The sequence below is a fragment of the Xanthomonas sp. NCPPB 901 genome, from assembly GCF_056725085.1.
In genome coordinates, this window is sequence record NZ_CM161511.1 from 300,079 (window position 1) to 327,044 (window position 26,966).

The window sequence follows — 26,966 nt, forward strand, 5'->3', positions numbered from 1 at the left end:
CGGCTGAAGCCGCTCCTACGGAGGCAACTTGCTGGTGCCGCTGTGCAGTCAGAACGCCACACCAGCCAGCCTGCACGCCACCTCCCACAACCGCGCGGCCACCTGCGGGTCGCGTACCTGCCGGGCGATCCTGGCCGGGGCCGGGTCGCCTTTCAGCTCGAACAGGCCGTCGGGCCCGTAGTACCCGCCGGGCTGGGCGTTTGGCGAGGTGGCGGCGTAGAGCGTGGGCAGCGCACCGGCGGCGGCGGAATGGCTGATCCAGGGGGCCAGCCACTTGGTCGCCGCGCCGATCGCGGTGCGGCGACCGCCGACCGCCGGGCCATTGGCGACCAGCGCGGTCTGGGCGATGCCGGGATGCGCGGCGATCGCACGTACGCCCCAGCCCTGCGCGTCGCTGCGCCGTTGCAGTTCCAGCGAAAACATCAGCATCGCCAGCTTGGACTGCCCATAGGCCTTCCACGGCCGATAGGGGCGTTCGCACTGCAGGTCGTCGAAGTCGATGCGGGCGTGGCGGTGCGCCAGGCTCGACAGGTTCACCACGCGCGCGGCCGGCGCGGCGCGCAGCAGCGGCAGCAACTGCGCGGTCAGCGCGAAGTGGCCGAGGTAGTTGCTGCCGAACTGCAGTTCCAGGCCGTCGGCGGTGGTCTGCCGCTGCGGCGGTGCCATCACGCCGGCGTTGTTGATCAGCAGATCCAGCCGCGGGGAGCGCGCCGCCATGCGCGCGGCGAAGGCGGCCACCGAGGCCAGCTGCGCCAGGTCCAGGGCTTCCACGCGCACGTCGGCCGCCGGATGCGCGGCCAGGATTGCCTGCCGCGCGGTCTCGGCCTTGCCCGGGTTACGCGTCGCCAGCACCACGCTGGCGCCCGCGCCGGCCAGCGCCAGCGCGGTCTCGTAGCCCAGTCCGCCGGGACTGGCGCCGGTGACGACGGCGATCTTGTCGCGCTGCGACGGCAGGTCGGCTAGGGTCCAGCGGCTCACGGCGCCACCGCCTGCGTCAGTGCGCGCCACCAGCGCTCGCCGCTTGCCGGCTGCGTCAGGTCCACGCGCTCGCCCATGCGCGGCGTGGCCAGCGCCACGCCGGCGGCATCGGCCAGCGCCGCCAGGCGTTCGAAGGGTTCGTGCCAGGCATGCATCGCCAGGTCGAAGGTGCCGTTGTGGATCGGCAGCAGCGTGCGTCCGCCGATGTCCAGGTGCGCCTGCAGGGTCTGCTCCGGCTGCATGTGCACGTGCGGCCAGTCCACGTCGTAGGCGCCGTTCTCGATCAGGCTCACATCGAAGGGCCCCAGCCGCTCGCCGATCGCCTTGAAGCCTGCGGAGTAGCCGCCGTCGCCGCTGAAGAACAGCTTCAGTTCCCGCGTCTCGATCGCCCACGAGCACCACAGCCGGCGCCCGCGGTCGAACATGCCGCGTCCGGAGAAGTGTTGCGCCGGGGTGGCGGTCAAGGTGACCCCGTCCACGGTGGTCGACTGCCACCAATCGAGCTGCCGGATCTTGGCCGGATCCACGCCCCAGCGCCGCAGCAGGTCGCCCACGCCCAGCGGGGTGACGAACGTTCCGACACGCTCGGCCAGGCGGCGGATGCTGGCGCGGTCCAGGTGGTCGTAGTGGTCGTGCGAGAGGATCACCCCGGCGATCGGCGGCAAGGCGTCCAGCGCGATCGGCGGGGCGTGGAAGCGCCGCGGGCCGGCGAACGGGAACGGCGAGACGCGTTCGGAAAACACCGGGTCGGTCAGCCACAAGCGCTCGCGCAGCTTGAGCAACACCGTGGAATGGCCGAGCCGGTACAGGCTGCGGTCGGGCGCCGCCAGCAGCTGTTCGGCGGTCAGCGGCAGCACCGGCAGCGGCTGCGACGGCACCGACTCGGCCGACTTGCGGGTCAGCAGATCCCACAGGATCCGCAACGTCCCGGCCAGGCCGGGCGCGCCGCTGGTGCCCGGGGTGGCGTTGCGGAAGCGGCCCCGCCGGTACTGCGGCGACGCCAGATGCGAGAGCGGGACATGGAACAGTGGGGAAGCGGACGCGGACATGGCGGCAATCCTTGAAGGGCGATCTGGCGTGACAATTACACTGCACAGTGTAGTTTTCTTTGCGTGAAAGTAAACTGGTCGGTGTAACATCTGCCCATGGCTTCTCTTTCCACGCCCGCTCCGGCACGGCTGACCGAGCGCAAGCGCCAGGCGATCCTGGAGGCGGCGACCGCCGAGTTCCGTGGCCATGGCTTCGAGGCCACCAGCATGGACCGCATCGCGGCCAGCGCCGGCGTGTCCAAGCGCACCGTCTACAACCATTTCCCCAGCAAGGACGCGCTGTTCGACGCGATCCTGCTGCAGCTATGGCAGCGCAGCCTGGACACGGTCGGCGTGCCTTACGCCCCGCAGCAGCCGCTGCGCCCGCAACTGCTGCAGTTGCTGGAGCAGAAGTTGCGGCTGTTCGACGATCCGGCCTTCGTCGACCTGTCGCGGATGGCGATGGTCGAAGGCATGCGCGCCCCCGCGCGCGCGCGCGACCTGGTCGCGCGCCTGGGCAGCAAGGAGGAGGGCACGCTGGTATGGCTGCGCGCGGCGCTGGCCGATGGCCGGCTCAAGCCCATGCAGCCGGAGTTCGCCGCGCAGCAGCTGCAGGCGCTGATCAAGGGCATGGCGTTCTGGCCGCAGGTGAGCATGGGCCAGCCGCCGCTCAGCGCGGCGCAGCAGGCCCAGGTGGCCGCGTCGGCGGCCGACATGTTCCTCGGGCATTACGCGCGCGATCCCGGCTAGCGATCGCGTCCCGGTGCGTGCCGCGGGCGACGCGGCTGGCACGGCCGCGGTGCGTCAGTCCTCGCACCACACCGCCAGTTCGTAGCCGTCGCGGTCGGCGAAGTGGAAGCGGCGGCCGCCCGGGAAGGCGAAGACCGGGCGCACGATGCGGCCGCCGGCGGCTTCGATGCGCGCCTGGGTGCTGGCCAGGTCGTTGGAGTACAGCACCACCAGCGCGCCGCCGGGCTGCGGCGTGCCGTGGAAGAAGCCGCCGCTGAGGCGGCCGTCGCGGAACTCGCAGTAGTCCGGGCCGTAGTCCTGGAAGGTCCAGTCGAAGGCCTGGCCGTAGAAGGCCTTGGCCGCGGCGATCGAGGCGACGGCGAATTCGAGATAGTCGATGCGGTGATGCTGCTCGGCGCGGGACATGGGCGACTCCTGTGGAAGAGCCGGCAGTCTCCCTCATCCGGGCGGCGCCGGCTTGGCGAAAACGGCCAGCGGGTTTGTTCCCGCGTTCGACGCATCCCGAGCGGCAGTGGATCGGCATCGGCGGCACGACACGCCAGCCGCGTGCGGTGACGTTCGCGTGGGTTCCTCGAGAATCGCGGCACGGACATCCGGTGATCGACGCGACGGATCTCAGACGCATGGTCCGTCGGTGCCGATTGGCACCCGATCGGTGCGTGGTCGAAGTCGACTCTGGTCGGTGGGCTACGCCCGCGGAAATCGCGGTCGACCTGCGCGAAGATCTGGACGGCCTTGCTTCGCCGGCAGCGTGCGCACGAAGGCGCTGGCCTCGCGCAGCAGGCGCGCGGCCAGCGCGTCGTCGGCGAAGGTCTCCGGTGCGACCCGAACCCAGCCAGCCATTGCCCGGCCGCGCGACAGCATCGGCACGATCCCGGGCATCGCCAACGCCCATGCGTCGTTGCCCTTGCCGAGCCGCACCAGCACACCATCGTCGCGCGCGCCGCACAGCAGATGGCCGTGCAGCAGCCAGGCCCAGCCACCGAACATCGCTTTCTCGGTCAGCTCCGGGTGCGCGCCGAGCACGTCGCGCAGCATGTGTTCCAAGCCTGCATCTCTGGCCATGTTCCGCTCCTGTCTTCGCGCCTGGCGGCACGGTAGCAAACGGCGTCACACGGTGCTCTGCGCACGGCGCATCGGCGCGTCGGCGCGTCGGTGTGGCGGTGTGGCGGGCGTGCGGCCGCACGGTACCGGCGGCTTTCGCCGCAATGCGATCCCGTAGGAGCGGCTTCAGCCGCGACGCGCGTTCCCGGGAACGCCTGTCGCGGCTGAAGCTCCTACAGAACGTGCGGGGGCGCCGTGCCGTCGCGATGCGCAGAACCCGTCAGCGCGCGTGCCGCTGCACCAGTTCGCGCGGGCTCAGGCCGGTCAGCTGCCGGCTGTCGCGCACCAGGTGCGGGGCGTCGCCGTAGCCGGCCTCCAGGGCCGCCGCGGTCAGGCTGGGATGCTGCCGCACCAGGCCCAGGAAGCGCTGCAGGCGCAGGATGCGCTCCAGGGTCTTGGCGCCGTAGCCGAACGCGTCGTGGCTGCGGCGGCGCAGCGTGCGTTCGCTGACGCCCAGCGTGCGGGTCAGCGCGGCCAGCCGCGGCGGCGTCGCATCGGCGAGCTGCGCGAACAGCCAGGCCATGCCGCGGTCGCTGTGCAGCGGGCGGCTGGCGCACAGCGCGTGCAGCACCGCCAGCGGCTCGGCGCCGTCCTCCAGCCGCGCCTGCCAGTCGCGGCCGTGTCTGCCCCACAGCGCGTCCAGTGGCACGCGTTGGTCGGCGATGGCATGCAGCGGCACGCCGAGCAGGCTGGGCCCGGCCCCCGCCGCCAGCCGCACCGCGGTGAGCACGCTGCCCGGCGCCACCATGGCGTCGGTGGCGCGGCGATCCGGCCCGGCCACGAACAGCGCGCGGCCGTCCCAGATCAGGTCGACGCAGCCGTCGGGCAGCACCTGCGTGGGCGCGGTATCCGCCTCGCCCTGGCGGAAGCGCCAACTGCAGCGCACCCGGTCGCGCAGGGCCGCTGGCGCATCGCATTCGGCATAGCGGGAGGGCAGGGACATGCGGCGCTGGCCTGCGGCGGGATCAGCCGCCACGGTAGCAGGCGGCGTCGCCGCCCGGGCGCCGTCGCGCCGCGCCAGCGCCAGCACCGCCGCCGCGCAGGCGGATCAGGTCCCGACGCGTGGCGTCGGCGCCAGGTGTGCGACGAACCAGTCGCGTGCGGCGCCGCTGGAGGCCTCGAACTGCTCGACGTACGGCACGAAGTGGCCGCCGCGCAGCATCAGCAGCCGCTTCGGTTCCAGTGCCTGCGCATAGGCCTGCAACTGGAAATCGGTGCCGGAGATGTAGTCGCGGTCGGCCACGATCATCAGCAGTGGCGTCGGGCTGATCGCCGCGGCGAAGCTCGCCGGCTCGTAGCCGCGGCTCCACTCGGCCGAGCGCAGCGTGGTCCAGTTGCGCCAGTTCGGTGCGATCGCGCCGGCGCCCTCGAAGAACGCGCGGGCGTCGTCGCTGGGAAAGAGCGCGTCGGCGGTGCCGACCACCGCCTTGCGCGCGGGTTCGCCGCCGCGCAGTACCGCCAGGCGGTCGGCGGCGAATGCGGCCTGCAGCGCCTCGGCACGTTCGTAGCTGCCGCGGCGCAGCCCGTTGCGGTAGCCGGCCAGGCCCGGCACCTGCGCGACCACGGCCTTGACGCGCCGATCGGTGGCGGCCACCTGCATGGCATGCGCGCCGCTGTAGCTGGTGCCCCATACGCCGATGCGCGTGGGGTCGATGCCGTCCAGGCTGCCGGCGAAGGTGATCGCGTGGCGGCAGTCCTCGATCTGGCGCCAGGGGTCGATCTCCTGCCGCGGCGTGCCGTCGCTGTCGCCGAAGCCGCGGTGGTCGTACACCAGCACGGCCAGGCCGGCGGCGGCGAACACCTCGGCATAGCGGTCCAGGTACGCCTCCTTGACCAGCGACCAGCCGTGCGCCATCACCACGATCGGCGCCGGGCTGGCCACGGCCGGGCGATACAGCCAGCCGCGCAGGGTGGTGCCATCGGCGGCGAACGCGATGTCGTCTCGGGTAACGGACTGCATGGGGAACTCCTCGGGAAGCGGCCGCGCAGCGGCGGCGGGGCGCCCACGATGCGCGCGCAACGGTGCAATCCGGCTTTGCGTAAACTGCAACGATGGACGATTTCCAGCGCTTGTTCGGCCAACTGCAGCTGTTTCTGGACGTGGTCGAGGCCGGCAGCCTGTCCGCCGCGGCCCGTCATCGCGGCGTGGCCGTGTCCTCGCTCAGCCGCGGGCTGGATGCGCTGGAACAGGCGTTGGGCGCGCAGTTGCTGATCCGGTCCACCCGCAGCCTGATCCTCACCGACGCCGGGCGCGTCCTGCAGGGGCGTGCCGCGCAACTGCTCGGCGGGCTGGCCGAGACCCGCGCGGAATTGGCGCAGCTGCAAGGAGAGGTCGCGGGGACGCTGCGGTTGAGCTGCCTGCCGTCGTTCGGCCGGACGCAGCTGATGCCGTTGCTGGCGGACCTGTCGCGGCGGCACCCGCAGCTGCACATCGATCTGGATCTGGTGGAGCGGTTCGACATCCCGCTGCGCCGGCGCCTGGATGCGGTGATCCGGCTCGGTCCGGATCCGGCGCCGGCCGGCGCGCTACGGCTGGCGCCGTTGCGGCGGGTGGTCTGCGCCAGTCCCGCCTACCTGCATGGCGCCGGGCCGGTCGAGCGCTTGCCGGCGCTGGCCACGCACGCGTTGCTGGACAAGCGCCACGACGACACGGTCATCAGCTGGCGGCATGTGCTCGGCGCGGACGTGGCGCTGCCGCCGCGGCGGCTGCGCTGCGACGATCTGGAGACCCTGCGCCTGGCCGCGCTGGATGGGCTGGGCGTGGCCTGCCTGCCGACCTGGCTGGTCGGCGAGGACCTGCGCCGGCATCGCCTGCGCGCGCTGTTCCACGAGGCGGCGTTGCCGTCGGGGCCGCAGCAGTGGTTGTGGCTGGTGCCGAGCCAGACGCCGTTGCCGGCGCGGGTGGCGCGGCTGGCGCAGGTGCTGCGCCAGGCGATCGGGCAGCCGCCGCACTGGGATCGCCCGGGCTGAGCCGCGCGCGCGGCCGGGAGGCGCGTGGCGCTGCGCTCAGCGCTCCGACGGCCCGCTCTCGTCGTAGCCGCGCGGGGTGAACAGGTCCGGCCGGATCAGTTCGATGAAGGCGCGTGCCTGCGGCGACAGGTACTTGCCCTTGCGCACCACCACGCCGTAGCTGCGCGCGGGAAAGTAATCGCCCAGGGCGCGGGTGGCCAGGCGCGCGCGGTCGGCGTCGGTGAGGCAGATCGAACTGACGATGGACACGCCCATGCCCATCGCCACGTACTGCTTGATCACCTCCCAGCCGCCGACCTCCAGCGCCACGGTGTAGGGCACCCGCGCCTGCTGGAACACCAGGTCGACCAGGCGATAGGTGACCTGGCGCCGCGGCGGCAGGATCAGCGGGTACGGCGACAGGTCTTCCAGGGTCAGCGTCGGCTTGCGCGCCAGCGGGTGGTCGCGCGGGGTGATCAGCAACTGGTCGAAGCGGTACACCGGGGCGTAGCTGAGGTCGGCCGGCACGTCGAGCATCGAGCCGACCGCCAGGTCCACCGCGTCCTCGCGCAGCAGGTCGGTGCCGTCGGCGCTGATCGCGTTGTGCAGGGTCAGCCGCACCTGCGGGTGGCGGGCGCGGAAGGCCTCCACGATCTTCGGCAGCAGGTACAGGATGGTGGAGCTGTTGGCGGCGACGTTCAGTTCGCCGGCGTCCAGCCCGCGCGCCTTCTCGCGGAAGTCCGCTTCCAGCCGGTCCAGGCTCTCCACCAGCGGCTGCGCCATCTCGTACAGCAACTGGCCCTCGCGGCTGGGCACCAGGCGGCGGCCGCTGCGTTCGAACAGCACCACGCCCAGCTCCCGTTCCAGCGCCTGCAACTGCAGGGTCACCGCCGGCTGGCTGACGAACAAGGCCTCCGCGGCCCGCGATACCGCGCCCAATCGCACCGTCTGGCAGAACGCGCGCAGCGGCTTGAGCCGGTCGGATTTGTAAGGAAATCGCGGGGTTGCGCCGCTACCGGTGGCCATGGCGTGATGAATATAAGACTGACTTATATAAAGCATTGACAAAACTGCTTTGTCAAATACATGCGCTGGCAGCACGGTGGAGCCCCGGAAACATCGAGGAATCCCCACATGTCCGCCCCTGCTTTCGCTGTCGCCTCAGACCCCACGCGTTCAACGCCGGGCATCGCCCTGACCACCTCGCTGGCCGGCCAGGACGCCCTGCTGCCGCCGCCGCTGCTGGCCCTGCTGGTGTCGCTGCACCGGGCGATCGAGCCGGAGCGTCAGGCGCGGCTGGCGGCGCGGCGCGAGCGCCAGGCGTTCTTCGACGCCGGCGGCCTGCCGGATTTCCGCGCCGACACCCGCGCGATCCGCGACGGCGACTGGCAGGTGGCGCCGCTACCGGCGGCGCTGCAGGACCGCCGCGTCGAGATCACCGGCCCGACCGACCCGAAGATGGTCATCAACGCGCTGAACTCCGGCGCCAAGGTGTACATGGCCGACTTCGAGGATTCGACCGCGCCGACCTGGCGCAACCTGGTCGCCGGCCAGCGCGCGCTGGCCGAGGCGGTCGCCGGGACCCTGACCTTCACCGCACCGGCGGCGCGCGACGGCAGCCCGGGCAAGCGCTATGCGCTGCGTCCCTACGAGGAACAGGCGGTGCTGATCGTGCGCCCGCGCGGCTGGCACCTGGACGAGAAGCACCTGCTGGTCGACGGCCAGCCGCTGGCCGCCGGCCTGTTCGACGCGGCGCTGTTCGCCTTCCACAACGGCCGCGCGCTGCAGGCCAAGGACCGCGGCCCGTACCTGTACCTGCCCAAGCTGCAGTCGATGGAAGAGGCCGCGCTGTGGGAGACCGCGCTGGCCCACATCGAGGACATGCTCGGCCTGCCGCAGGGCCAGATCAAGGTCACCGTGCTGATCGAGACGCTGCCGGCGGTGTTCGAGATGGACGAGATCCTGCACGCGCTGCGCGGGCGCATCGTCGGCCTGAACTGCGGCCGCTGGGACTACATCTTTTCCTACCTGAAGACCTTCCGCCGGCATCCGGACCGGGTGCTGCCCGAGCGCGGCCAGGTGACCATGACCCAGCCGTTCCTGAAGGCCTATTCGGAACTGCTGATCCGCACCTGCCACCGCCGCGGCGCGCACGCGATGGGCGGCATGGCCGCGCAGATCCCGATCGGCCACGACGAGGCGGCCAACGAGCAGGCGATGGCGCGGGTGCGCGCGGACAAGCTGCGCGAAGTCACCGCCGGCCACGACGGCACCTGGGTGGCGCACCCGGCGCTGATCCCGATCGCCCGCGCGGTGTTCGACGAGCACATGCGCACGCCGAACCAGCACGCGGTGCGCCGCGAGGACGTGCAGGCCGACCGCGACACGCTGATCGCCCCGTCCGCCGGCACCATCACCCGCGCCGGCTTCGAGGGCAACATCGAAGTGTGCGTGCGCTACCTGGCGGCGTGGCTGGACGGCAACGGCTGCGTGCCGATCCACCACCTGATGGAGGACGCCGCCACCGCCGAGATCAGCCGCAGCCAGCTGTGGCAGTGGCTGCACGTGGGCGGCCTGCACCTGGACGACGGCACCGCCATCGACTTCGCCCTGTTCGAGGCCTGCCTGCGGCAGTTGCCGGCGCGCCTGGGCGAGCGCGCGCTGCTGCCGGGCGGGGCGCGGGTGGACGAGGCCATCGCCTTGCTCGACCGCCTGACCCGCGACGAAGAGTTGGCCGATTTCCTGACCTTGCCGGCCTATCAGTTGATCGATTGATGGGAGGCCGGGAGTGGGGAGTCGGGAATGGGGAATCGTGAAAGCGGTGTCCCTGCATCGGATCCCTGCCGTGCCGGCCAAGCCTTAAATCCGACCACTGCCCCACCGTTTCATCGCTGCATCCATTTTCGAGGAGAACGCCAGATGAGCACCACCACGCTGCAGACCGCCGAACAGATCCAGCGCGACTGGGACACCGATCCGCGCTGGGCCGGGATCACCCGCAACTACACCGCCGCCGACGTGGTGCGCCTGCGCGGCACGGTGCACGTGGAGCATTCGCTGGCCCGGCTCGGCGCCGAGAAGCTGTGGAAGTACCTGCACGAGAAGGACTTCGTCAACGCGCTGGGCGCGCTGACCGGCAACCAGGCGATGCAGCAGGTCAAGGCCGGACTCAACGCCATCTACCTGTCCGGCTGGCAGGTGGCCGCCGACGCCAACCTCGCCGGGCAGATGTATCCGGACCAGTCGCTGTACCCGGCCGACTCGGTGCCGGCGGTGGTCAAGCGCATCAACAACACCCTGCTGCGCGCCGACCAGTTGCACCACGCCGAAGGCAAGGACGAGATCGACTTCCTGCAGCCGATCGTGGCCGACGCCGAGGCCGGCTTCGGCGGCGTGCTCAACGCCTTCGAGCTGATGAAGGCGATGATCGAGGCCGGCGCGGCCGGCGTGCACTTCGAGGACCAGCTGGCCGCGGTGAAGAAGTGCGGGCACATGGGCGGCAAGGTGCTGGTGCCGACCCGCGAGGCGATCGAGAAGTTGAACGCCGCGCGCCTGGCCGCCGACGTGATGGGCGTGCCGACCCTGCTGGTGGCGCGCACCGATGCCGAGGCCGCCGACCTGGTGACCAGCGACATCGACCCCAACGATCGCCCGTTCACCACCGGCGAGCGCACCGTCGAGGGTTTCTTCCGCACCCGCAAGGGCCTGGACCAGGCGATCAGCCGCGGCCTGGCCTACGCGCCCTACGCCGACCTGATCTGGTGCGAGACCGGCAAGCCGGACCTGGAGTTCGCGCGCAAGTTCGCCGAGGCCATCCACGCCAAGTTCCCCGGCAAGCTGCTGGCCTACAACTGCTCGCCCAGCTTCAACTGGAAGAAGAACCTGGACGACGCCACCATCGCCAGGTTCCAGCGCGAGATCGCCAGCTACGGCTACAAGTTCCAGTTCATCACCCTGGCCGGCTTCCACGCGCTGAACTACTCGATGTTCAACCTGGCGCACGGCTATGCGCGCCGGCAGATGAGCGCCTTCGTCGAACTGCAGGAGGCCGAGTTCGCCGCCGCCGACCGCGGCTTCACCGCGGTCAAGCACCAGCGCGAGGTCGGCACCGGCTACTTCGACGCGGTGACCCAGGCGATCCAGCAGGGTCAGTCCTCGACCACCGCGCTGACCGGGTCGACCGAGGAAGAACAGTTCCATGGCGAGAAAGCGGCCTGACCTGCAGCCAGGCACCGATCGCCCCTCCCTGGCAGGAGGTGGGAAGCCCGGGTTCGCCCGGGCTTTTTTTGACGTTGGGGGCTTCAGCCCCCTTTTTGCTACGCCTGCTGGTGCAGCACGCCAGCCGCTGGCAGACGCTGCCAGCGGGCATCTCGACACATCGAGAACCTGCGAATGGCGAGGCACAGCCTCCCAACCATGATGGCTCGGCGGTCATTCAAGCGGCGATAATGCGCGTGATTCAGATGCACTTCACTTGCACTGAGCGACAGCCGTAACCTTGTACTTCTCGGTGAAGCTGCGAGGGTTAGGATTTTCCATGGCCCCTACGCTCAATATGTCGAACCCATTCGGGCAATGCCGTCTAATACTGCGTTCACACGGCGGAGCGGTCGTATCGTCAAACGTGTTGCCAGGCTCGTAGCAGGTGGCCACATACCGTCCATCATGCGTGCCTCGCTCGCCCAGCCAATCATCGAAGCGATCTAAGCCACCCTGAATCGACGTGCAACCAATAAGTGTCACCATAAGAACGGTAGCTGATAACACGCGGAGAATGCGGGATGGATTTAGCATTTCTAAGCACAGTGGCAATGAGTGAACGCCCCTAATCAACCAACGCTGGAGGCGCTTCACCATGGCATATCAATTACTTTTAAGTGTGAAGTTGGTGTTAATAGACCGGCTACCTCCAGTTGAGCCAAAAACCCAATGAAGTTTGAACTCCGCCTATTGTGGGTGAAGACCAATTCGCGCTCCACGACCCATCGAAACCTCTACCAATTGAGGCACTGGTGCCACTATCGAAGCTGAATGTCGTACCAATCTAACTTTTTGAAAAATCGTAAGAAACGGCACCGACAGTGACCTTGCCCGAACCGTTGAGTTCGCCACCAGGCGTAAACGATGCACTGAACTCAAAATGGTCTTGTGTGGTCCTGAAGCCCACGCTGCCATTCGTTGATGTGCCGTTTGTAGAGGCTGTCCCAAACGCGTTTCCTTGCGCGACAGTGACCTAGCATGACCGGTCTTGACCTTTCCATTGAAGGTGGCGGTGTCGACCTGCCACTTTGAAAGTGGCGCCAATGACGCGCCCATTTTCTTTCCATGCATCTGCTTGGAAAAGAATTTCATCTTCAGGCATGGGTAGTCCTGGCCCATTCGGATTTCTGGCATTTGGGAACGCGTCCCGATCAGTGTGGGTGCGATCCTTGTCCGAAGAAGTCATCGCAATCTCCATGTCTTTTACAAGCATAACAAGCGTGGCAAGCCGTCATAGGCAGGTCGCGCTGTCTTGCTGATCCCATAAGTGGCTCAGCACAAGCCAAGGGTTCACCCTCCAAAGGGGCCAGCCTTGATAGGAAGAACAGTTCCATGGCGAGAAAGCGGCCTGACCTGCAGCCAGGCACCGATCGCCCCTCCCTGGCAGGAGGTGGGAAGCCCGGGCTCGCCCGGGCTTTTTTTGCGCGCGCGCTGGCGCCGATGGCGGGCGGTGTCTACCGCATGCGACAGCTTGCCTCGGCGTCTCCCTGTGAGGCGAGATTGGCTGTGAAACGTATCGTGAGCGCCGCGTGTAGGTGATATGCTCCGGGCACAGGGCCAGCGACGTCACACTAGGGGGCCGGATGAGCTGCGACAGCGCCGCATCCACCGCACGCGGCACAATTTCCAACGCTGCTGCGGTCGCTCCGAAGCCGAATGAGCTGGCGGTGCTGACCGCCGCGGAACTGCGCTTGTTTTCCGAGTTCGGCAGCGCCCGCGCGGTGCGCGCCGGCGACGTGTTGTTCCGTCGCGGCGACGGCGGCAGCGCCATGTTCGTGATCACCAGCGGCGTGATCGACCTGGATTTCGGCGAGGATCTGCTGGTGAAGCATCTCGGTCATGGCGAATTCTTCGGCGAACTGGGCCTGCTGATCGGCAACCACATGCGCAGCGCCGACGCCATCGCCGCCAGCGACGGCGCCCTGGTGGAACTGGACCACGACGACTTCCAGCGCCTGGTCGAGCGCGACCCCGGCGTGGTCGCCTACTTCCTCCGTCGCACCATCATGCGCGTGGTGATGAGCGAGCAGGCCCTGATCCGCCAGCTGCGCCGTCGCAACCGCGACCTGGAAGCGGCGCTGGACAACCTCTACACCACCACCCACCAGCTCAGCCAGACCGAAGAGCTGGTGCGCACCGACGAACTCACCGGCCTGCACAACCGCCGCGGGCTGATCCTGCGCCTGCAGGAATGCAGCCGCGACGGCCGCTCGCCCGGACCGGGCCTGCTGCTGATCGACTGCGACCGCTTCAAGCACATCAACGACGCCCACGGCCACCTGGCCGGCGACCGCGTGCTGCAGAACGTCGCCAACATCCTGCGCTCGGTGGCCGGGCCGGACGACACCGCCTGCCGCCTGGGCGGCGACGAGTTCTGCCTGCTGGTCGCCGCCGGCACCGTCGAGGACCTGCGCCGCATCGGCGAGTTCGTGCTCGCCACCGTGCAGAACCTGCTGGGCGTGCCGCATCCGGCGCCGCACATCTGCCCGGTCAGCATCGGCATCAGCCGGGTCGATCCGCAGTCGGACTGGAACGACTGGTACGCCAACGCCGATGCGGCGCTGTACGAGGCCAAGCGCCTGGGCGGCAACCGCCTGTACTGGCACGACCTCGCCTCCGTTTCCTGCTGAGCCAGCGCGTCCCCGCCAAGCCGCCGCCATGACCGACGCCCCGCCCGCCCCGCCCGAGGTCCCGCAGCTCCGCACGCTGCTGTTGACCGACCTGTGCGACTCGGTGGCGCTGGTGGAAAAGCTCGGCGACGCCAACGCCGCCGAGCTGTTCAAGCTGCACGACGCGCTGGTGCTGGAGCTGCAGCAGCGCTGGCGCGGGCGCCTGATCGACCGCTCCGACGGCCTGTTGCTGCTGTTCGAACGGCCGATCGACGGCCTCGGCTTCGCCCTGGACTACGGCCGCGGCCTGCGCGACCTGGGCGCGCAGCGCAAGCTCGACCTGAAAGTGCGCGCCGGCCTGCACGTGGGCGAAGTGCTGACCTGGCGCAACAGCGACGCGGCGGTGCGGGTGGGCGCCAAGCCGCTGGAAGTGGAAGGCCTGGCCAAGCCCACCGCGGCACGGCTGATGACCCTGGCCCGGCCCGGGCAGATCCTGCTTTCGGCGGTGGCCGAGTCGCTGACCCACCGCGCCGCGCGCGAACTGGGCGAGCGCGGCGAACGCCTGCTGTGGAAATCGCACGGCCGCTGGCGCTTCAAGGGCGTGCCGACCCCGCTGGAGATCTACGAAGTCGGCGAGATCGGCCACACCCCGCTGCGCGCGCCCAGGCCCACGCCCAAGGCCTGGCGCGACATCCCGCTATGGCGCCGGCCGGCGGCGCTGGCCGCCGAGGTCGCGCTGATCGCCGCCTGCGCAGTCGGCATCTGGTTCGTCACCCGCCCGCAGCCGGCCATCGCCTTCGCCGAGCGCGACTGGGTGGTGGTGGGGGACCTGCACAATCTGACCGGCGACACCGTGTACGACGACACCATCGATGCGGCGTTGCGGGTCGCTCTGGAGCAGTCGCGCTACGTCAACGTGCTGGCCGATGCGCGGGTGCGCGAGGCGTTGAAGATGATGGGCCGCGACGCCAACGTCCCGGTGGACCGCAAGCTCGGTGCCGAAGTCGCGCAGCGCACGGGGGCGCGCGCGCTGCTGCTGCCGACGGTGTCCGATGCCGATGGCAAGATCCGCATCAGTATCGAAGTGGTCGATCCGAACACCGAAGCCACGGTGGTCACCGAATCGGCGACCGCGCGCGGCTCCGGCTCGGCGGTCGCGGCGCTGGGCGAGGCCAGCGACGCGCTGCGCAAGGCCTTCGGCGAGAGCGTGGCCTCGATCGAGAAGAGTTCGGCGCCGCTGGAGCGCGTCACCACCGACAACCTGGATGCGTTGCGCGCGTTCTCGCTGGGGCAGAAGGCCTACGCCGAACAGGATCTGCAGGCGGCGGAACTGCAGTTCCGGCAGGCGCTGGACATCGACCCGGATTTCGCCATGGCCAAGATCGGCCTGGCGCGCGTGGCCTACAGCAAGACCGACGTGCGCGCCGCGCAGCAACAGATGAGCAAGGCGATCGCCGACGTCGGCAGGCTGACCGATCGCGAACGTCTGTACGCCTTGGCGCAGGTGGCGTTCTTCGGATGGCAGAAGGACTATCCGGAAAAATGGGTCGCGTTGTCGCAGCTGTACCCGGACTATCACGTCGCCGCGTTCAATGCGGCGACGAGCATGCGCGACGGCAATCGGTTCAGGGAAATGTTCGAGTACGCCGATCGCGCTGCGGCGCCGCAGGCGGTGACCCGTCCGGTCGCGATCAACTTCCGCGCCATCGCCGGTTCGGCGCTGGGCCGGGTGGCCGAGGCCGAGCGCGACTATCGGCAGGCCGAGGCCTTGGGGTTCCGCAAGAACTCGGTCCAGTTCGCATTGGTCGAGGCCGCCGAGTTCAAGTTCAAGGACGCCGTCGCCATGTTGCATCCGGTGTCCGGAGAGCCGCCGTTCGCGGCCAACGAACGGGCCGCGGCGTACCTCAATGTCCTGGCCGATCAGGGCGAGTGGGACGCGGCCGCACGCCAGGCTGCCGCGCTCAGGGCCGCGGTCGGCGCCCCTGACCTGCCGTTCGACTGGGGCGCACGCACTTCCGCGCTGGCGATCATGCGCCGCACCGCGGACAGGAAGGCGGTGCTGCAGGAAGCGCAGACACTGGTGGCGCAGGCGGAAAGCGGCTTGAAGAACAGTGCCGGTCGGGCCCAGGCGGCGGTGGCGAACGCGGCGCTCTATGCGGGCTACGTGGCGGCCATCAACGGCGATGTGCAGATCGCCCGGCATGCCTTGAGCGTGGCCCAGCCCATCATCGACATCGCCCCCTATCCCTTGCTCAAGAATCTGTCGACCATCGTCGAAGCCCGGATCGCCCTGCAGGCCGGCAAGCCACAGGCAGCGCTGGACCTGTTGAAGCCTTTCGACCAGCCATGGGCGCTGACCCTGACCAGGATCGAGCGGCTGGCGGCGGAAGCGGCGCTGGGCCGCGATGTGGGCGATGCGCTGGCAGCGCTGAAGACGGTCGACTGGCGCGGTCGGGTCTATGCAGAATGGGCGGCCGAACGGCCGCCCTCGATCGAGTCGCTGGGGTTGCCGCAGCGGCTCAACGACAAAATACCACCCAGCCCAAGCTCCCCTCAAATTGCTTCGCCAGCAGTTCCAGATTCGCTTCGATCTCTTCCTTGCTCGGGAGATTCACCGCGCCCGGCAAAATGCTCGGGTCAAGGGTAAATCCATACTCGGCGAACGCCGCGACGGGGTCTTGTTCCACTGCGGCGCGAAAGGCGTCGTCGCTGGCGAGGCGTTGCATTAAGGACCGTGCATTATCGAGAGTGGTCATTGGTATGCGCTCATGGGTGGGTTATTGCCCAGGCGAATGATTCGTTGCGTGCAACGGCCTGGGATTCAAGTGTAGCGTACTTTTCGTGGCATCCAGGTTGCCGACGCCGTTGGCGCCGATCACCATCGTGGCAAGCGGATCCAGCGCCAGCAGGCGCCCGGCATCGGTGTCGTTGATGGCCGCGGTATAGAATGCGCCGAGCCCGCTTTCTGCCGCCAGTAAATAGAATGTCTGGCTCAGATGTCCCGAGTCCAGTAACACGGCCTTGTACGCCTTCGGGTGGCGCCGGTATTTCCAATGGTGGCGATCCAGTCGCGCGACATGGAAGACGAGCGCGCTGGAATCTGCGAAGTAATGCTGGCCGATGGTCAGATCCGAGGCCATGGTGCGTGCTTGGGACGCGCTCAGGTCGATTATCTTCGCAAGCCGGTGCGTGTCGGATTCATAATGGTAGAAACCTGGCGCCACGCCTTCCACATCCATGATCAAGGGATAGGCCTCGATCGGGTGCAGCGCTCCGCCGGAAGGGCTGGTTCGGCGGACTGCGACGTGCCCGGGCGCGATTTCCTCCACGCCCATCGCGCCGAAGGTGCCGAACAGCACGCGCGCCAGCGCTGCCATGGGCAGGGGCCGGGTGCGGTCGAAATGGCGCGTGGTGCGCCTGCGCTGCAGGACGTCGGCCAGGTCGCCCTGCAGTGGCGACGCGGGCAATTGCAGATGCGCCAGCGCGTCGTGCCGCTTGGGAAAATGCGGCGGCAGCGCGCCATGCGCCGCGATGTGCTTGTCGAGCCGGGCGCGCTCTGCGTCGTTGCCGTGCTCCCGGCTGCCTTCATCGCCGGTGATGCCCGACCAGGCGGTCATGCGATGGTAGACGCTGGCCAGCGGATGCCAGCCGATGGCGTCGAGCGTGGCCTGGCCGTCGAGCAAGGCGGCGCTGGCGCCGTCCGGCGCATCGCAAAGGACGATGCCGTCCTCGATCATCTTGCCGAGGAACTCAGCGTTGCAGCCCGCGCGCTGTTCGAGATCGCCTACGTCGGTCCAGGCGTCTCCCGGAAGCGCGGCCATGAGGGCCAGCGCCTCGGGCGTCAGGGGAATCCGCTTGCCGCTGATCTGGCACAGCAACGTGATGGCGACGCTGCGCGTGAGCGTCACCGATCCGTTGAGCAGCGCCGACAGGTCGGGGAGCAGCAGGTCCCCGATTTCGATGATGCAGTGCTGCCTTCGGCGGACTTTCATGTTCGCGGATCGGGTAGGAATGGAAGTTTCGTGGGACCGCTGCCGTCGCCGCGCGCCGTTGCGGAAAGCGACACAACGGCGACCCCCGGGACGCGCTCGGCGACGCCGCAGTATGCCGGAGTTCGTCGCCCTATCGCGCGGCCTTCTCTTTCAGCCAATGCTCCAGCAACGGCCCCTCCGCCCCGAGCAGCGGATCGCTGCGTGGGAACGGCACGTTGGCGATCCGTTGCAGCATTTCGGCCGTGGGCGCGTCCCGGCAGATGTCCCAGTCCTGCCCATCGGGATAGGCGCCGACGACCAGGAAGTCGGCGCTGGCCGACAGCCGGCAATGGCCGGTACCGGCCGGCAACAGCAGCGCGTCGCCGGCCGCGAGTGCGACCTCGATGCCGCCCGGGCCGCCGAGCAGCACGCGGGCGGTTCCGCGGGCGATGCCCAGCACCTCGTGCGCGGTCGAATGGTAGTGGTGGTAGGCGTAGATGCCGTCGCGCCATTGCGGCGGCCAGCCATGCGCGCCGAAGCGGCGTTCGAAGCCGTCGGCATCCAGGGCGCCGACGCACTGCCGGTAATGCAGCACCGGCAGGAACGGGTGGTTGGGCACCCAGGCGTGCGGCGGCAGTTGCCAGTGGTCCAGCGGCATCGCGGGTCTCCTGCGCAGGCGGTCGGCAGACCGATGCTAATCGGGCAATGTCGTCGCCGTGTCGCCGCGGGAAGGCGAGTGCGACAGGGCGTCGCGCGGCGATCGGCCGAATGGCGTGTTGGCCGCGCGATGGGGCGTGTCGCCGCGGCGACACGACGGTCCTGGTCCGCCGTCAGTGCAGGGGAACGCTGTCCACGTCGCCGCGCTGGTGCGTGCCCAGCCGCCCGACCATTGCCGCGCTGCTCGGATTCAGTCCCACCAACTGGACCTGTGCACCGTGGCGGCGGAACTTCAGCACCACCTGGTCCAGCGCGCCGATGGCGCTGATGTCCCAGACGTGCGCGTGACTCAGGTCCAGGGTGACGCGCGCCGGCGCATGGGCGAAGTCGAAGGCGCCGGCGAAGCTGCCGGCCGAGGCGAAGAACAGTTGGCCGCGGATGCGGTAGGTATGGCCGCCATCGGCATCCTCGCTGCGGACGATGTCGAGCATGCGCCCGACCTTGCGCGCGAAGAACAGCGCCGACAGCAACACACCGGTGAGCACGCCGCGTGCCAGGTCGTGGGTGGCCACGGTCACCGCGACGGTGCCGAGCATCACCACGCTGGAGCTGGCCGGGTGGGTGCGCAACTGCGCCAGCGAGCGCCAGCTGAAGGTGCCGACCGAGACCATGATCATCACCGCCACCAGCGCGGCCATCGGGATCTGCCGCACCCAGGCGCCGGCGAACACCACCAGCAGCAACAGCACGCTGCCGGCGACCAGCGCGGACAGGCGGCCGCGGCCGCCGGACTTCACGTTGATCACCGACTGCCCGATCATCGCGCAGCCGGCCATGCCGCCGAACAGGCCGCTGACCAGGTTGGCCACGCCCTGGCCCACGCATTCGCGGTTCTTGTCGCTGGGCGTGTCGGTCATGTCGTCGACGATCTGCGCGGTCATCATCGACTCGAGCAGGCCGACCACCGCCATCGTCGCGGCGACCGGGAACACGATCCGCAGCGTCTCCAGCGTCCACGGCACCGCCGGCAGCACCAGGCTGGGCAGGCGATCGGGCAGTTGTCCCTTGTCGCCGACGGTGGGCACGTGGATGCCGAAGTACAGGGCCAGCCCGGTCAGCAGCACGATCGCCACCAGCGGCGACGGCACGGCCAGGCCGCGCGTCCAGCGGTGCCCGAGCAGCAGCGCCGCCGCGCCGCCCGCGGCCACCGGCAGCAGCGTCCACGGCGCCATGCTGCCCGCGGTCAACGCCGCGCCCAGCACCAGCAGCCACAGGCCGATGCCGGGGAAGCTGCGCTGCGACAGCCACGGCAGGCCGTAGATCAGCAGCAGGCCCAGCGCCACCAGCGGATACACCGGCGCGGGCACGCCGATCAGTTCGGGCAGTTGCGCCATCAAGATCAGGATCGCCAGCGCGTTGACGAAACCGGTGATCACCGAACGCGAGACGAAGCGCATCAGCGCGCCGAGCTTGAACAGCCCGGCCAGGATCTGCAGCACGCCGGTCAGCAGCGTGGCCGCCAGCAGGTAGGGCAGGCCGTGCTGCTTGACCAGGCCGATCATCAGCAGCGCCATCGCGCCGGTGGCCGCGGAGATCATCCCGGGGCGCCCGCCGGCGAAGGCGATGGTCACGCAGATGCAGAAGGCGGCATACAGGCCGATCTTGGGATCGACCCCGGCGATGATCGAGAACGCGATCGCCTCGGGAATCAGCGCCAGTGCCACGACCAGGCCGGCGAGGACGTCGCCGCGGAGATTGCCGCACCAGGACTGGCGCAGGGAAGAGGTGAATTTCAAGGTAAACGCTCCTGACACCGCCCCTGGCGTGGGGCAGCGCTGTGTTCGATGGACGAATCAGTAACCCGCGGCCTGCCGTGGAAGGCGGACCGATGCGAGGCGCGGGTGTCAGGGTGGCGTCATGAGCGACAACGTAGGAGCGGGCACGCGCACAGCGGCGCGGTGGGCCAGTATACGCAAGGCCCGTCGCCCGGCCCGGCCGCGTTGCGCACGCTGTGACCGCAGGCACGCCGGCCGCGCCGCACGGCTCACGTTACGCTCACTTTCGCCGCGCAGAATGGGCGGACCGTAGCGCTGTGTCCGTGGAGTCGGCCATGCAGGATCTTCGTCTCGACCATGTCGATGGCGCCTTGTCCGCCCTGGACCAGGCCGACCCCCAGCACAAGGCCGCGCTGTGGCAGTGGGCGTGCCTGGAAATGCTGCACGAGACGCTCAGCGCCATGCATCAGCTCTCGCACCGCGCCGGTGTCGCCGACCTGGTCGCCGACGCGTGGCTGGCGCCGGTGGACGTGATCGCGCCGGAGCAGCCGTTCCTGCAGCGCGCCGCGCTGGCCGATCCGCGCGTGCAGGTCTTCGCGCTGGCGCTGAATGCGGCCCCGTCGCGGCAGTCGCGTGCCGAGTTGTGGCGCAGCGGCTACGCCAGTGCGATCCGGGCGACGCTGCAGGGCATGCAGGCCCTGGCCGGCAAGCACCGGATCGACGCGCAACTGCCCGCGCACGCTGCGGTCGCCTGAGACACGGCGGGGCGCCGCCACGCCCGCATCGTCGCAACGGCCGAGCGCTGCCGGCATCCTGCCCCATCGTGCGCGATTCTTGCCGCGGCATCGCCACGGCACGCGCGTCCTGCACACGCGCTGACGCGCGCACCACGCTGCGTTCACCCGCATACCACGGCATGCGCCACAGCCTGGGCGCATGGCTCACGACGATCGTCCCTCCGCCGCGCCACCGGCCTCGCGCGGCCGCGACCCGACGCCCGGTCCCACCGCCAGCGGCGCGTCCGAAGCGGCGGCATGGTGGCGGCAACTGCGCCTGGGCCGCTGGTTGGCGGCGGCGGCCCTGCTGCTGGGCCTGGCCCTGGTCATCGTCCTGCTGCTGCGTGGGGTGGGACATGGGTGAGGCGCCCCGGCCTGCCGATGTGCCGCAAGGGGCCGCGCAGGCGGCGGTTCCCGCCGCGCACAGCAACGTGCGCGCCTTCCACCTGCGTGGGTCTTCGCCCGAGGGTCACGAGGCGGTCACCCATGCCTGGGTGGTCGCCGAGGTGGCGCGGCTGATGCGCCTGCCGCTGCACGACGACCGCGTCGCCGCCGGCGTCGGCGGGTTCTACGTGCCGGACGAGACCCTGACCGCCGCGCATGCCGCGCACCTGGGCGTGCGCAGCGCCGCCGACCTGCTCGGCGGCGTGGTGCCGCATGCCTTCGTCGCCACCAAGGCGATCAGCCATCCCCTGGTGGACGCCGACGCACAGGCGCCGGCCGGGTGGCAACCGGCGCTGGGCGCGGCGCTGGCGGCGGTGACGCTGCCCGGCTACACCGCCTTCAACGCGGCCGACGCGCGGCGCGCGTATGCGCGCCTGCGCCAGGGCGGGCCGGTGCGGCTGAAGCTGTCGCACGGGGTCGGCGGCATGGGGCAGGTGCTGCTTGACGACGCATCGGCGCTGGAGGCGGCGCTGGCGCGGCTGCCCGCGGCGGAGTTGACCCGGCACGGCGTGGTGCTGGAGCGGCATCTGCAGCAGCCCACCACCTTCAGCGTCGGTGAGATGCACTGCGCCGGCGTGACCATCGCCTATTGCGGCACGCAGACGGTCACCCGCGACGGCCGCGGCCGCGAGGCGTATGGCGGCTCGGAACTGCATGTGATCCGCGGCACCCTCGCGACGTTGCTGGAGCAGGCATTGCCGCCCCGGCAGCGCACCGCGGTCATGAAGGCGCGCGACTACGACCGTCTGGTGGCCGCGGCCTATCCGGGCTTCTTCGCGTCGCGGCGCAACTACGACGTGATCGACGGAGTCGTGCAGGACGGCACCTCCGTCTGCGGCGTGCTGGAGCAGTCCTGGCGCGTGGGCGGCGCCACGCCGGCGGAACTGGCCGCGGTCGCCGCGTTCCAGCAGGCGCCGACGCTGCAGCGGGTGATCGCGGCCACCGTCGAGCGCTACGGCGCGCAGCCGCCGCCCCCGGCCGGGGCCCAGGTCTATTATGTCGGCGAGGCGCCGCAGATCGGCCTGCTGACCAAGTACCGCTACATGCGCAGCGCGCAATGACGATGGAAGCAGAACTCTCCAGCATCGACATCCCGGTCGACGGCACGGCGCTGAGCGGCACCCTGCTGACCCCGACCGATCGCCTGCCCGGCGTGCTGTTCGTGCATGGCTGGGGCGGCAACCAGCACCACAACCTGGTGCGCGCGCGCGAGGCGGCCGGCCTGGGCTGCGTGTGCCTGACCTTCGACCTGCGCGGCCACGAGGGCTTGGCGTCGATGCGCGAGACGGTGACGCGCGCGCAGAACCTGGACGACATCAAGGCCGCCTACGACCGCCTGGCGGCGTCGCCGCAGGTGGATCCGGAGGCGATCGCGGTGGTGGGCCTGAGCTACGGCGGCTACCTTGCTGCATTGCTGACGCTGGAGCGGCCGGTGGAATGGCTGGCGCTGCGCTCGCCGGCGCTGTACAAGGACGCGCACTGGGATGGGCCGAAGGTGGCGCTGAACCGCGATCCGGAGCTGATGCCGTACCGGCACCGTGCGGTGGCGCCCACCGACAACCGCGCCCTGGCCGCCTGCGCGCGCTTCGGCGGCGATGTGCTGCTGGTGGAGGCCGAGCGCGACGTGATCGTGCCGGGGCAGGTGCTGCGCAACTACGCGGCGGCGTTCTCCCTCGCGCGCTCGTTGACCACGCGCACGATCGCCGGCGCCGATCACGCGCTGACCGACAAGGCGCATCAGGCCGCCTACACGCGCTACCTGATCGACTGGCTGACCGACATGGTGATCGGGCGTCGCGTGGCCCTGGCCAGCCGCCTGGTCGAACAGCGCAAGCAGCGTCTCAAGCACAGCGAGGGCCAGGCGGCGACCGCGCCGGGCAAGGGCTCGAACGCGTTCCATGGCCGCCTGACAGCGAAGGAGCGCAGCGCTTCGCCGCCGCCGACGCGTTGAGCGCAGCACGCATGAGGCGTGCAACCGTTGCGCGTGCAGCGCAGGTGCCGCGCACGCGCGACGCCGCGCTGTCCGGTTGTCGCGCGCTGCGCCAACAGACGGCGTCTTGCACGCACATCCCGTCACTACGGAAGCCCTCGCTGCAGGAGCGGCTTCAGCCGCGACGGGCTTCACCGGGAACGCTCGGTCGCGGTTGAAGCCGCTCCTAAGGGAGTGGCGCCGCGCGCCGCAAGACCTGTCCCTCAGTGACGCCGGCTCGAATGCGCCAGGTGCTGCCAGGCATGCCGGACCAGCCAGCGCGCCTCGTCCCATGGCACCGACAGCATCGGCGCGCACTGGTGGTAGGCGTCCTGCAGTACCCGATACAGCTGCGCCTCGTTGGCGCGCGGGTAGGCCAGATAGACGTCGTAGCCGATCTTCAGCAACTGCGCGTAGTCGGCGAAACCCTGGTGGCCGAGGCGGCCCTCGGCATGGGCCTGCCGCCAGTACGCCATCTCGGCGTCCAGATCGATGCTGGCGCGAGCGCGGGTCGGTTGGTCAAGCGCGGAGACGGTGTGCATGACATCACCCCGGTGTCGACGATCCCCTGTGGCCCGGATGCTAACCCGGGACTGAACGCCGGCCGTGAGGATTGCGTTCGCCGCGCGTGAAGTCACGCGCAGACACCTCCGCGGATCTGGCGTCATGGGATGGCCTGCACCCTTCTCGACGCCCCGCGGATCGTGGTCTCGCGGTTGCCGCGGCGCCGCCCCACGGGCATGCCGACACGGTCCCGCCACCGCGCCGCGCCATGCTGCACTGCAGCTTGCGCCGAAATGGTGATGATCTATAACTATTGTCAGACATAAGTGATCCACTCCTCCCCCTCCCCATGCAGGCCTATCCATGAGCAGCTACCAAGACCGCTGGCAGACCGTCCAAGTCGAGATCGACGCAGGCATCGCCTGGGTCACCCTGAACCGCCCGGACAAGCGCAACGCGATGAGCCCCACGCTCAACCGCGAGATGATCGACGTGCTGGAGACCCTGGAACTGGACAGCAGCGCCGAAGTGCTGGTGCTGACCGGCGCCGGCGAATCCTGGTCGGCCGGCATGGACCTGAAGGAATACTTCCGCGAGACCGACGGCAAGGAAGAGATCGTGCAGGAGCGCATGCGCCGCGACTGTTCGCAGTGGCAGTGGCGCCTGCTGCGCTTCTACAGCAAGCCGACCATCGCCGCGGTCAACGGCTGGTGCTTCGGCGGCGCGTTCTCGCCGCTGGTGGCCTGCGACCTGGCCATCGCCGCCGACGAGGCGGTGTTCGGCCTGTCGGAGATCAACTGGGGCATTCCCCCGGGCAACCTGGTCAGCAAGGCCGTCGCCGACACCATGGGCCACCGCAACGCCCTGCTCTACATCATGACCGGACGCACCTTCACCGGCCCCGAGGCGGCGCAGATGGGCCTGGTCAACGCCAGCGTGCCGCGCGCGCAGCTGCGCGCCGAGGTGACCAAGCTGGCGCAGGAACTGCAGCAGAAGAACCCGGTGGTGCTGCGCTTCGCCAAGCACGGCTTCAAGCGCTGCCGCGAACTGACCTGGGAGCAGAACGAGGACTACCTGTACGCCAAGGTCGACCAGTCCAATCACCGCGATCCCGAGAAGGGCCGGCAACAGGGCCTGAAGCAGTTCCTGGACGACAAAACCATCAAGCCCGGTCTGCAGACCTACAAGCGCTGACCCGGCGCGTCGCCTGCGGCCCCGCGGGGCCGCGGCGGCGCTGCCGCTGGCCGTGCCGTCTCTCTTCTCCGGATGGTTCCGATGAATGCCGCTGAGTCCGTTGCCACCGCCGCGTGCTACCGTCCTGTCGGACTGAGCCACGCGGATACCGAGGTCCACCGCGATGCCGACGGCGTGCTGCGCCTGCGCGCGCGCGAACCCCTGGCGCCGCTGCCCAGGCACCTGCTGCAACGCCTGCAGCACTGGGCGCTGCACACACCCGATGCCACCTTCGTGGCGCAGCGCGACGAGGACGGGCAGTGGCGGCGCCTGAGCTACGCGCAGATGCTCGAGCGCACCCGCCGCATCGCCGCGCACCTGCTGGACATGGGCCTGTCGGCGCAGCGGCCGCTGGCGATCCTGTCCGGCAACGATCTGGAACACCTGCAGCTGGCGTTCGCGGCGATGTACGCCGGCATTCCGTACTGCCCGGTGTCGCCGGGCTATGCGCTGCTGTCGCGCGACTTCGCCAAGCTGCGGCATGTGGCCGAGGTGCTGCGCCCCGGGCTGCTGTTCGCCAGCGACGGCGACGCGTTCGCCGCGGCCATCGCCGCGGTGTTTCCCGCCGACGTGCCGGCGGTGTGCGTGCGCGGCGCGCTGGGCGACCGCGCCTGCCTGCGCTTCGAGGACCTGTTGGCGCCGCGCGCGCTGGACGCCGCGGATGCCGCCTTCGCCGCCTGCGGCCCGGACAGCATCGCCAAGTTCCTGTTCACCTCCGGCTCCACCCTGTTGCCCAAGGCGGTGATCACCACCCAGCGCATGCTGTGCGCGAACCAGCAGATGCTGCTGCAGACCTTCCCGGTGCTCGGCGAGACGCCGGTGCTGGTCGACTGGCTGCCGTGGAACCACACCTTCGGCGGCAGCCACAACATCGGCATCGCCCTGTACAACGGCGGCAGCTTCTACCTCGACGACGGCAAGCCGACCCCGGCGCTGTTCGAGCAGACCCTGCGCAACCTGCGCGAGATCGCACCCACCGTGTACCTGAGCGTGCCGCGCGGCTGGGAGCAGCTGGCGCAGGCGCTGGAACAGGATGCGGCGCTGCGCGAGACCTTCCTGTCGCGGATGCGCATGTTCTTCTTCGCCGCCGCGGCGCTGTCGCAGGAGGTCTGGGACCGCCTGGAGCGCATCGCCGAGGCGCATTGCGGCGAGCGCATCCGCATGCTTGCCGGCCTGGGCATGACCGAGTGCGCGCCCTCGTGCACCTTCACCCACGGCACCAGCAACACGCCCGGCGACGTCGGCGTGCCGGCGCCGGGCTGCGAGGTCAAGCTGGTGCCGGTCGGCGACAAGCTGGAAGCGCGCTTCCGCGGCCCGCACGTGATGCCCGGCTACTGGAACGCGCCGCAGCAGAGCGCCGAGGCCTTCGACGAGGAAGGCTTCTACCGCTCCGGCGACGCGCTCAAGCCGATCGATCCGCAGCATCCCGAGCGCGGCCTGCTGTTCGACGGGCGCCTGGCCGAGGACTTCAAGCTGTCCTCCGGCGTGTTCGTCAGCGTCGGCCCGTTGCGCACGCGGGTGCTGATGGAAGGCGCCGCCTACGTGCAGGACGTGGTGGTCACCGGCGCCGACCGCGACGCCATCGGCCTGCTGCTGTTCCCGCGGCTGGACGCGCTGCAGGCGCTGGCGGGGCTGCCCGCGCAAGCCGGGGCGGCGCAGGTCCTGCAGGCGCCCCCGGTGCGCGCCTGGCTGCAGCGCCTGCTCGACACGCTCAACCGCAGCGCCACCGGCAGTGCCAGCCATGTCGCGCACGCGGCGTGGCTGGAACAACCGCCGAACCTGGAAGCGGGCGAAATCACCGACAAGGGTTCGATCAATCAGCGCAACGTGCTGCGTGCCCGTGCGGCGCTGGTCGAACAGCTCTACGCCGGCACCACGCCGGGCGCGGTCGCGGCGCCGCCGTCATGACCAGGCCGCCCGGCCGCGGTACCGAATAGCGGGATCGCGCTTCTTCGCACC

General features: G+C 69.8%; 23 protein-coding genes and 1 pseudogene. 12 read left to right on the forward strand and 12 right to left on the reverse strand.

Annotated features, from left to right (window positions below):
- Positions 1–48 precede the first annotated feature (48 nt).
- Positions 49–978, reverse strand: a complete 930-nt coding sequence (locus tag AC1PME_RS01235) for an SDR family oxidoreductase (protein WP_481097047.1) — start codon at positions 976–978, stop codon at positions 49–51.
- A complete protein-coding gene (locus tag AC1PME_RS01240) occupies positions 975–2,027 on the reverse strand; it encodes an MBL fold metallo-hydrolase (protein WP_481097048.1) in 1,053 nt (350 codons plus the stop codon). The genes AC1PME_RS01235 and AC1PME_RS01240 overlap by 4 nt, the downstream gene beginning before the upstream one ends.
- Positions 2,028–2,123: 96 nt before the next feature.
- On the opposite strand from AC1PME_RS01240, the gene AC1PME_RS01245 reads away from it, so the two are divergent.
- Positions 2,124–2,756, forward strand: coding sequence for a TetR/AcrR family transcriptional regulator (locus AC1PME_RS01245; RefSeq protein WP_481097049.1), 633 nt, complete (start codon positions 2,124–2,126; stop codon positions 2,754–2,756).
- 54 nt (positions 2,757–2,810) lie between these two features.
- On the opposite strand, the gene AC1PME_RS01250 is transcribed toward AC1PME_RS01245, so the two are convergent.
- The 4 genes from AC1PME_RS01250 to AC1PME_RS01265 form a co-directional block, all read right to left on the reverse strand.
- Complete coding sequence (locus AC1PME_RS01250; protein WP_254459907.1) at positions 2,811–3,161, reverse strand: VOC family protein; 351 nt, start codon at positions 3,159–3,161, stop codon at positions 2,811–2,813.
- Between the two features lie 282 nt (positions 3,162–3,443).
- Entirely contained in the window at positions 3,444–3,794 is a 351-nt protein-coding gene (locus AC1PME_RS01255) for a TfoX/Sxy family protein (RefSeq protein WP_481097050.1), read from the reverse strand.
- A gap of 286 nt (positions 3,795–4,080) precedes the next feature.
- Entirely contained in the window at positions 4,081–4,803 is a 723-nt protein-coding gene (locus AC1PME_RS01260) for a helix-turn-helix domain-containing protein (protein ID WP_307547801.1), read from the reverse strand.
- A gap of 105 nt (positions 4,804–4,908) precedes the next feature.
- Positions 4,909–5,820 carry an alpha/beta hydrolase gene (locus tag AC1PME_RS01265; protein WP_481097051.1) on the reverse strand — a complete coding sequence of 304 codons (912 nt, stop codon included), beginning with the start codon at positions 5,818–5,820 and terminating at the stop codon, positions 4,909–4,911.
- 92 nt (positions 5,821–5,912) lie between these two features.
- Between AC1PME_RS01265 and AC1PME_RS01270 the strand changes: the two genes are divergently transcribed.
- Positions 5,913–6,830: a LysR family transcriptional regulator gene (locus AC1PME_RS01270; protein WP_481097052.1), complete on the forward strand. Its 918-nt coding sequence runs from the start codon at positions 5,913–5,915 to the stop codon at positions 6,828–6,830.
- Positions 6,831–6,866: 36 nt separating this feature from the next.
- Here the strand turns inward: AC1PME_RS01270 and AC1PME_RS01275 are convergent, their stop codons facing one another.
- Entirely contained in the window at positions 6,867–7,835 is a 969-nt protein-coding gene (locus AC1PME_RS01275; RefSeq protein WP_481097053.1) for a LysR family transcriptional regulator, read from the reverse strand.
- 108 nt (positions 7,836–7,943) lie between these two features.
- Here AC1PME_RS01275 and aceB point away from each other — a divergent pair, with 108 nt between their 5' ends.
- The 4 genes from aceB to AC1PME_RS01295 all read left to right on the forward strand — a co-directional run bounded on the left by aceB (position 7,944) and on the right by AC1PME_RS01295 (position 16,325).
- Complete coding sequence (aceB, locus tag AC1PME_RS01280) at positions 7,944–9,584, forward strand: malate synthase A (RefSeq protein ID WP_481097054.1); 1,641 nt, start codon at positions 7,944–7,946, stop codon at positions 9,582–9,584.
- A 144-nt stretch (positions 9,585–9,728) separates the two neighbouring features.
- Positions 9,729–11,027 (forward strand): isocitrate lyase, encoded by a 1,299-nt coding sequence (gene aceA, locus AC1PME_RS01285; protein WP_481097055.1) that lies wholly within the window; start codon positions 9,729–9,731, stop codon positions 11,025–11,027.
- A gap of 1,625 nt (positions 11,028–12,652) precedes the next feature.
- The gene (locus AC1PME_RS01290; protein ID WP_481097056.1) at positions 12,653–13,699 is read left to right on the forward strand and encodes a GGDEF domain-containing protein; all 1,047 of its coding nucleotides are present in this window, start codon (positions 12,653–12,655) and stop codon (positions 13,697–13,699) included.
- Positions 13,700–13,727: 28 nt separating this feature from the next.
- A complete protein-coding gene (locus tag AC1PME_RS01295; protein ID WP_481097057.1) occupies positions 13,728–16,325 on the forward strand; it encodes a putative peptide modification system cyclase in 2,598 nt (865 codons plus the stop codon).
- Here the strand turns inward: AC1PME_RS01295 and AC1PME_RS01300 are convergent.
- The 4 genes and pseudogenes from AC1PME_RS01300 to AC1PME_RS01315 all read right to left on the reverse strand — a co-directional run.
- A pseudogene (locus AC1PME_RS01300) lies at positions 16,264–16,434 on the reverse strand (NHLP-related RiPP peptide); the annotation flags it as partial. The gene AC1PME_RS01295 and the pseudogene AC1PME_RS01300 sit on opposite strands and share 62 nt — an antisense overlap.
- 21 nt (positions 16,435–16,455) lie before the next feature.
- Positions 16,456–17,670, reverse strand: a complete 1,215-nt coding sequence (locus tag AC1PME_RS01305) for a putative peptide maturation dehydrogenase (RefSeq protein ID WP_481097058.1) — start codon at positions 17,668–17,670, stop codon at positions 16,456–16,458.
- A 130-nt stretch (positions 17,671–17,800) separates the two neighbouring features.
- Positions 17,801–18,307: a cupin gene (locus AC1PME_RS01310; protein WP_481097059.1), complete on the reverse strand. Its 507-nt coding sequence runs from the start codon at positions 18,305–18,307 to the stop codon at positions 17,801–17,803.
- A 172-nt stretch (positions 18,308–18,479) separates the two neighbouring features.
- A complete protein-coding gene (locus tag AC1PME_RS01315) occupies positions 18,480–20,102 on the reverse strand; it encodes a SulP family inorganic anion transporter (protein WP_481097060.1) in 1,623 nt (540 codons plus the stop codon).
- 314 nt (positions 20,103–20,416) lie between these two features.
- On the opposite strand from AC1PME_RS01315, the gene AC1PME_RS01320 reads away from it, so the two are divergent.
- From AC1PME_RS01320 to AC1PME_RS01335, 4 genes are all read left to right on the forward strand, one after another.
- On the forward strand, positions 20,417–20,836 hold the full coding sequence (locus AC1PME_RS01320) for a hypothetical protein (protein WP_254459920.1): 420 nt from the start codon (positions 20,417–20,419) through the stop codon (positions 20,834–20,836).
- A gap of 181 nt (positions 20,837–21,017) precedes the next feature.
- On the forward strand, positions 21,018–21,221 hold the full coding sequence (locus AC1PME_RS01325) for a hypothetical protein (RefSeq protein WP_481097061.1): 204 nt from the start codon (positions 21,018–21,020) through the stop codon (positions 21,219–21,221).
- Entirely contained in the window at positions 21,214–22,362 is a 1,149-nt protein-coding gene (locus AC1PME_RS01330; RefSeq protein ID WP_481097062.1) for a DUF3182 family protein, read from the forward strand. Before AC1PME_RS01325 ends, AC1PME_RS01330 begins: the two co-directional genes overlap by 8 nt.
- Before the next feature lie 2 nt (positions 22,363–22,364).
- Positions 22,365–23,252 (forward strand): alpha/beta hydrolase family protein, encoded by an 888-nt coding sequence (locus tag AC1PME_RS01335; protein WP_481098045.1) that lies wholly within the window; start codon positions 22,365–22,367, stop codon positions 23,250–23,252.
- A gap of 242 nt (positions 23,253–23,494) precedes the next feature.
- Here the strand turns inward: AC1PME_RS01335 and AC1PME_RS01340 are convergent, their stop codons facing one another.
- On the reverse strand, positions 23,495–23,812 hold the full coding sequence (locus tag AC1PME_RS01340; RefSeq protein WP_307547823.1) for a hypothetical protein: 318 nt from the start codon (positions 23,810–23,812) through the stop codon (positions 23,495–23,497).
- A 325-nt stretch (positions 23,813–24,137) separates the two neighbouring features.
- Here AC1PME_RS01340 and AC1PME_RS01345 point away from each other — a divergent pair, with 325 nt between their 5' ends.
- Positions 24,138–24,968 (forward strand): p-hydroxycinnamoyl CoA hydratase/lyase, encoded by an 831-nt coding sequence (locus tag AC1PME_RS01345; RefSeq protein ID WP_254459924.1) that lies wholly within the window; start codon positions 24,138–24,140, stop codon positions 24,966–24,968.
- Between the two features lie 81 nt (positions 24,969–25,049).
- A complete protein-coding gene (locus tag AC1PME_RS01350; protein ID WP_481097063.1) occupies positions 25,050–26,915 on the forward strand; it encodes a feruloyl-CoA synthase in 1,866 nt (621 codons plus the stop codon).
- Positions 26,916–26,966 lie beyond the last annotated feature (51 nt).